This window comes from Shewanella colwelliana, assembly GCF_001735525.1.
GTDB lineage: Bacteria > Pseudomonadota > Gammaproteobacteria > Enterobacterales > Shewanellaceae > Shewanella > Shewanella colwelliana.
On record NZ_MCBT01000028.1, the window covers coordinates 1 to 4821 of the forward strand.

Here is a 4821-nt window from a genome sequence, read left to right on the forward strand (position 1 = left end):
CAAAAAAACTTTAATTGAAGAGTTTGATCATGGCTCAGATTGAACGCTGGCGGCAGGCCTAACACATGCAAGTCGAGCGGTAACAGGAATTAGCTTGCTAATTTGCTGACGAGCGGCGGACGGGTGAGTAATGCCTAGGGAACTGCCCAGTCGAGGGGGATAACAGTTGGAAACGACTGCTAATACCGCATACGCCCTACGGGGGAAAAGAGGGGACCTTCGGGCCTTCTGCGATTGGATGTACCTAGGTGGGATTAGCTAGTTGGTGAGGTAATGGCTCACCAAGGCGACGATCCCTAGCTGTTCTGAGAGGATGATCAGCCACACTGGGACTGAGACACGGCCCAGACTCCTACGGGAGGCAGCAGTGGGGAATATTGCACAATGGGCGCAAGCCTGATGCAGCCATGCCGCGTGTGTGAAGAAGGCCTTCGGGTTGTAAAGCACTTTCAGCGAGGAGGAAAGCTTAAGCGTTAATAGCGTTTAGGTGTGACGTTACTCGCAGAAGAAGGACCGGCTAACTTCGTGCCAGCAGCCGCGGTAATACGAGGGGTCCAAGCGTTAATCGGAATTACTGGGCGTAAAGCGTACGCAGGCGGTTTGTTAAGCGAGATGTGAAAGCCCCGGGCTCAACCTGGGAACTGCATTTCGAACTGGCAAACTAGAGTCTTGTAGAGGGGGGTAGAATTTCAGGTGTAGCGGTGAAATGCGTAGAGATCTGAAGGAATACCGGTGGCGAAGGCGGCCCCCTGGACAAAGACTGACGCTCATGTACGAAAGCGTGGGGAGCAAACAGGATTAGATACCCTGGTAGTCCACGCCGTAAACGATGTCTACTCGGAATTTGGTGTCTTGAACACTGGGTTCTCAAGCTAACGCATTAAGTAGACCGCCTGGGGAGTACGGCCGCAAGGTTAAAACTCAAATGAATTGACGGGGGCCCGCACAAGCGGTGGAGCATGTGGTTTAATTCGATGCAACGCGAAGAACCTTACCTACTCTTGACATCCAGAGAATTCGCTAGAGATAGCTTAGTGCCTTCGGGAACTCTGAGACAGGTGCTGCATGGCTGTCGTCAGCTCGTGTTGTGAAATGTTGGGTTAAGTCCCGCAACGAGCGCAACCCTTATCCTTATTTGCCAGCACGTAATGGTGGGAACTTTAGGGAGACTGCCGGTGATAAACCGGAGGAAGGTGGGGACGACGTCAAGTCATCATGGCCCTTACGAGTAGGGCTACACACGTGCTACAATGGCAAGTACAGAGGGTTGCGAAGCCGCGAGGTGGAGCTAATCTCACAAAGCTTGTCGTAGTCCGGATTGGAGTCTGCAACTCGACTCCATGAAGTCGGAATCGCTAGTAATCGTGGATCAGAATGCCACGGTGAATACGTTCCCGGGCCTTGTACACACCGCCCGTCACACCATGGGAGTGGGCTGCACCAGAAGTAGATAGCTTAACCTTCGGGAGGGCGTTTACCACGGTGTGGTTCATGACTGGGGTGAAGTCGTAACAAGGTAGCCCTAGGGGAACCTGGGGCTGGATCACCTCCTTACCTATACGACTAACTTAATGTTTGTTGAGTGTTCACACAGATAACTTGTTCTTGTTAGAGCAGGTGGCACGTCTTAACGGCGATGCTTGTTCTTTAAAAATTTGGAAAGCTGATAGTGTTAATGTGAAAGGGACTGTGATGACTTACTTGTAAGTTGTTGTGGTTTGTAGCATTGACGCGAAAATTAAAATTGAGTTCTCAAACACTTAAATCAAGTGCCGAATCATTACCTTTAATTAGGATGATGATTCATGAGTATTCTTTTGGCGAAAGTAAACACCATTAGTTGCGATACAACATCAAGCTTACCCGCTTGATAGAGTTTGTTTCCTTGTGAAACTCATTTGGGTTGTATGGTTAAGTGACTAAGCGTATACGGTGGATGCCTTGGCAGTCAGAGGCGATGAAGGACGTAGTAACTTGCGAAAAGCGTTGGCGAGCTAGTAACAAGCATTTGAGCTAACGATGTCCGAATGGGGAAACCCACTAGCATAAGCTAGTATCACATACTGAATACATAGGTATGTGAGGCGAACCCGGGGAACTGAAACATCTAAGTACCCGGAGGAAAAGAAATCAACCGAGATTCCCCTAGTAGCGGCGAGCGAACGGGGATTAGCCCTTAAGCGTAGAGGGTGTTAGTGGAATGTGTTGGAAAGCACAGCGGCACAGGGTGATAGCCCCGTACATGAAAACTAACTTTACGTGAAAACGAGTAGGACGGGACACGTGACATCTTGTCTGAACATGGGGGGACCATCCTCCAAGGCTAAATACTCCTGACTGACCGATAGTGAACCAGTACCGTGAGGGAAAGGCGAAAAGAACCCCTGTGAGGGGAGTGAAATAGAACCTGAAACCGTATACGTACAAGCAGTGGGAGCGGTTCTTGAGACCGTGACTGCGTACCTTTTGTATAATGGGTCAGCGACTTACATTTTGTAGCGAGGTTAAGCGAATAGCGGAGCCGTAGGGAAACCGAGTGTTAACTGCGCGTTTAGTTGCAAGGTGTAGACCCGAAACCCGGTGATCTAGCCATGGGCAGGTTGAAGGTTGAGTAACATCAACTGGAGGACCGAACACACGTATGTTGAAAAATGCGGTGATGACTTGTGGCTGGGGGTGAAAGGCCAATCAAACCGGGAGATATCTGGTTCTCCTCGAAAGCTATTTAGGTAGCGCCTCGAGCGAATACCATTGGGGGTAGAGCACTGTTAAGGCTAGGGGGTCATCCCGACTTACCAACCCTTTGCAAACTCCGAATACCAATGAGTACTACTCGGGAGACACACGGCGGGTGCTAACGTCCGTCGTGAAAAGGGAAACAACCCAGACCATCAGCTAAGGTCCCAAAGTTATTGCTAAGTGGGAAACGATGTGGGAAGGCTTAGACAGCTAGGATGTTGGCTTAGAAGCAGCCATCATTTAAAGAAAGCGTAATAGCTCACTAGTCGAGTCGGCCTGCGCGGAAGATTTAACGGGGCTAAGCAATACACCGAAGCTATGGGTACTAGCGCTTGCGCTAGTGCGGTAGAGGAGCGTTCTGTAAGCCGTTGAAGGTGAAGGGGTAACCCACGCTGGAGGTATCAGAAGTGCGAATGCTGACATGAGTAACGATAAAGGGGGTGAAAAACCCCCTCGCCGAAAGACCAAGGGTTCCTGTCCAACGTTAATCGGGGCAGGGTGAGTCGACCCCTAAGGCGAGGCCGAAAGGCGTAGTCGATGGGAAACAGATTAATATTTCTGTACTTCTGCTAACTGCGATGGAGAGACGGAGAAGGCTAGGCTAGCGCGGCGTTGGTTGTCCGCGTTTAAGGCTGTAGGTGGTGCACTTAGGCAAATCCGGGTGCACATACACTGAGAGTTGATGACGAGGTTCTACGGAACTGAAGTAGTTGATGCCATGCTTCCAGGAAAATCTTCTAAGCTTCAGGTTAGCAGGAATCGTACCCCAAACCGACACAGGTGGTCGGGTAGAGAATACCAAGGCGCTTGAGAGAACTCGGCTGAAGGAACTAGGCAAAATGGTACCGTAACTTCGGGAGAAGGTACGCTCCTGTTGGTGATGAGACTTGCTCTCTAAGCTGACGGGAGTCGCAGATACCAGGTGGCTGCAACTGTTTATCAAAAACACAGCACTGTGCAAACTCGCAAGAGGAAGTATACGGTGTGACGCCTGCCCGGTGCCGGAAGGTTAATTGATTGGGTTATCTTCGGAGAAGCTCATGATCGAAGCCCCGGTAAACGGCGGCCGTAACTATAACGGTCCTAAGGTAGCGAAATTCCTTGTCGGGTAAGTTCCGACCTGCACGAATGGCGTAATGATGGCCACGCTGTCTCCAGCCGAGACTCAGTGAAGTTGAAATTGCGGTGAAGATGCCGTATACCCGCGGCTAGACGGAAAGACCCCGTGAACCTTTACTATAGCTTGGCACTGAACATTGACCCTACATGTGTAGGATAGGTGGGAGACTTTGAAGCAGGAACGCCAGTTCTTGTGGAGTCAACCTTGAAATACCACCCTTGTAGTGTTGATGTTCTAACTCTGGCCCCTGAATCGGGGTTGAGGACAGTGCCTGGTGGGTAGTTTGACTGGGGCGGTCTCCTCCCAAAGAGTAACGGAGGAGCACGAAGGTTGGCTAAGTACGGTCGGACATCGTACGGTTAGTGCAATGGCATAAGCCAGCTTAACTGCGAGACATACACGTCGAGCAGGTGCGAAAGCAGGTCATAGTGATCCGGTGGTTCTGAATGGAAGGGCCATCGCTCAACGGATAAAAGGTACTCCGGGGATAACAGGCTGATACCGCCCAAGAGTTCATATCGACGGCGGTGTTTGGCACCTCGATGTCGGCTCATCACATCCTGGGGCTGAAGTCGGTCCCAAGGGTATGGCTGTTCGCCATTTAAAGTGGTACGCGAGCTGGGTTCAGAACGTCGTGAGACAGTTCGGTCCCTATCTGCCGTGGGCGTTGGATGATTGAAGGGAGCTGCTCCTAGTACGAGAGGACCGGAGTGGACGAACCGCTGGTGTTCGGGTTGTCATGCCAATGGCATTGCCCGGTAGCTACGTTCGGAATCGATAACCGCTGAAAGCATCTAAGCGGGAAGCGAGCCCTAAGATGAGTCATCCCTAGGACTTTAAGTCCTCTAAAGGGCCGTAGGAGACTACTACGTTGATAGGCAAGGTGTGTAAGCGTTGTGAGGCGTTGAGCTAACTTGTACTAATGACCCGTGAGGCTTAACCATACAACCCAAAAGGGTTTC

The 4821-nt window shown here is 51.0% G+C and carries 2 rRNA genes; both read left to right on the top strand.

The window, feature by feature from the left end:
• Positions 1–11: 11 nt before the first annotated feature.
• Positions 12–1554 (top strand): 16S ribosomal RNA (locus tag BEL05_RS10035).
• A gap of 355 nt (positions 1555–1909) precedes the next feature.
• Positions 1910–4803 (top strand): 23S ribosomal RNA (locus BEL05_RS10040).
• The 16S and 23S rRNA genes sit together here, the layout of an rRNA operon.
• Positions 4804–4821 lie beyond the last annotated feature (18 nt).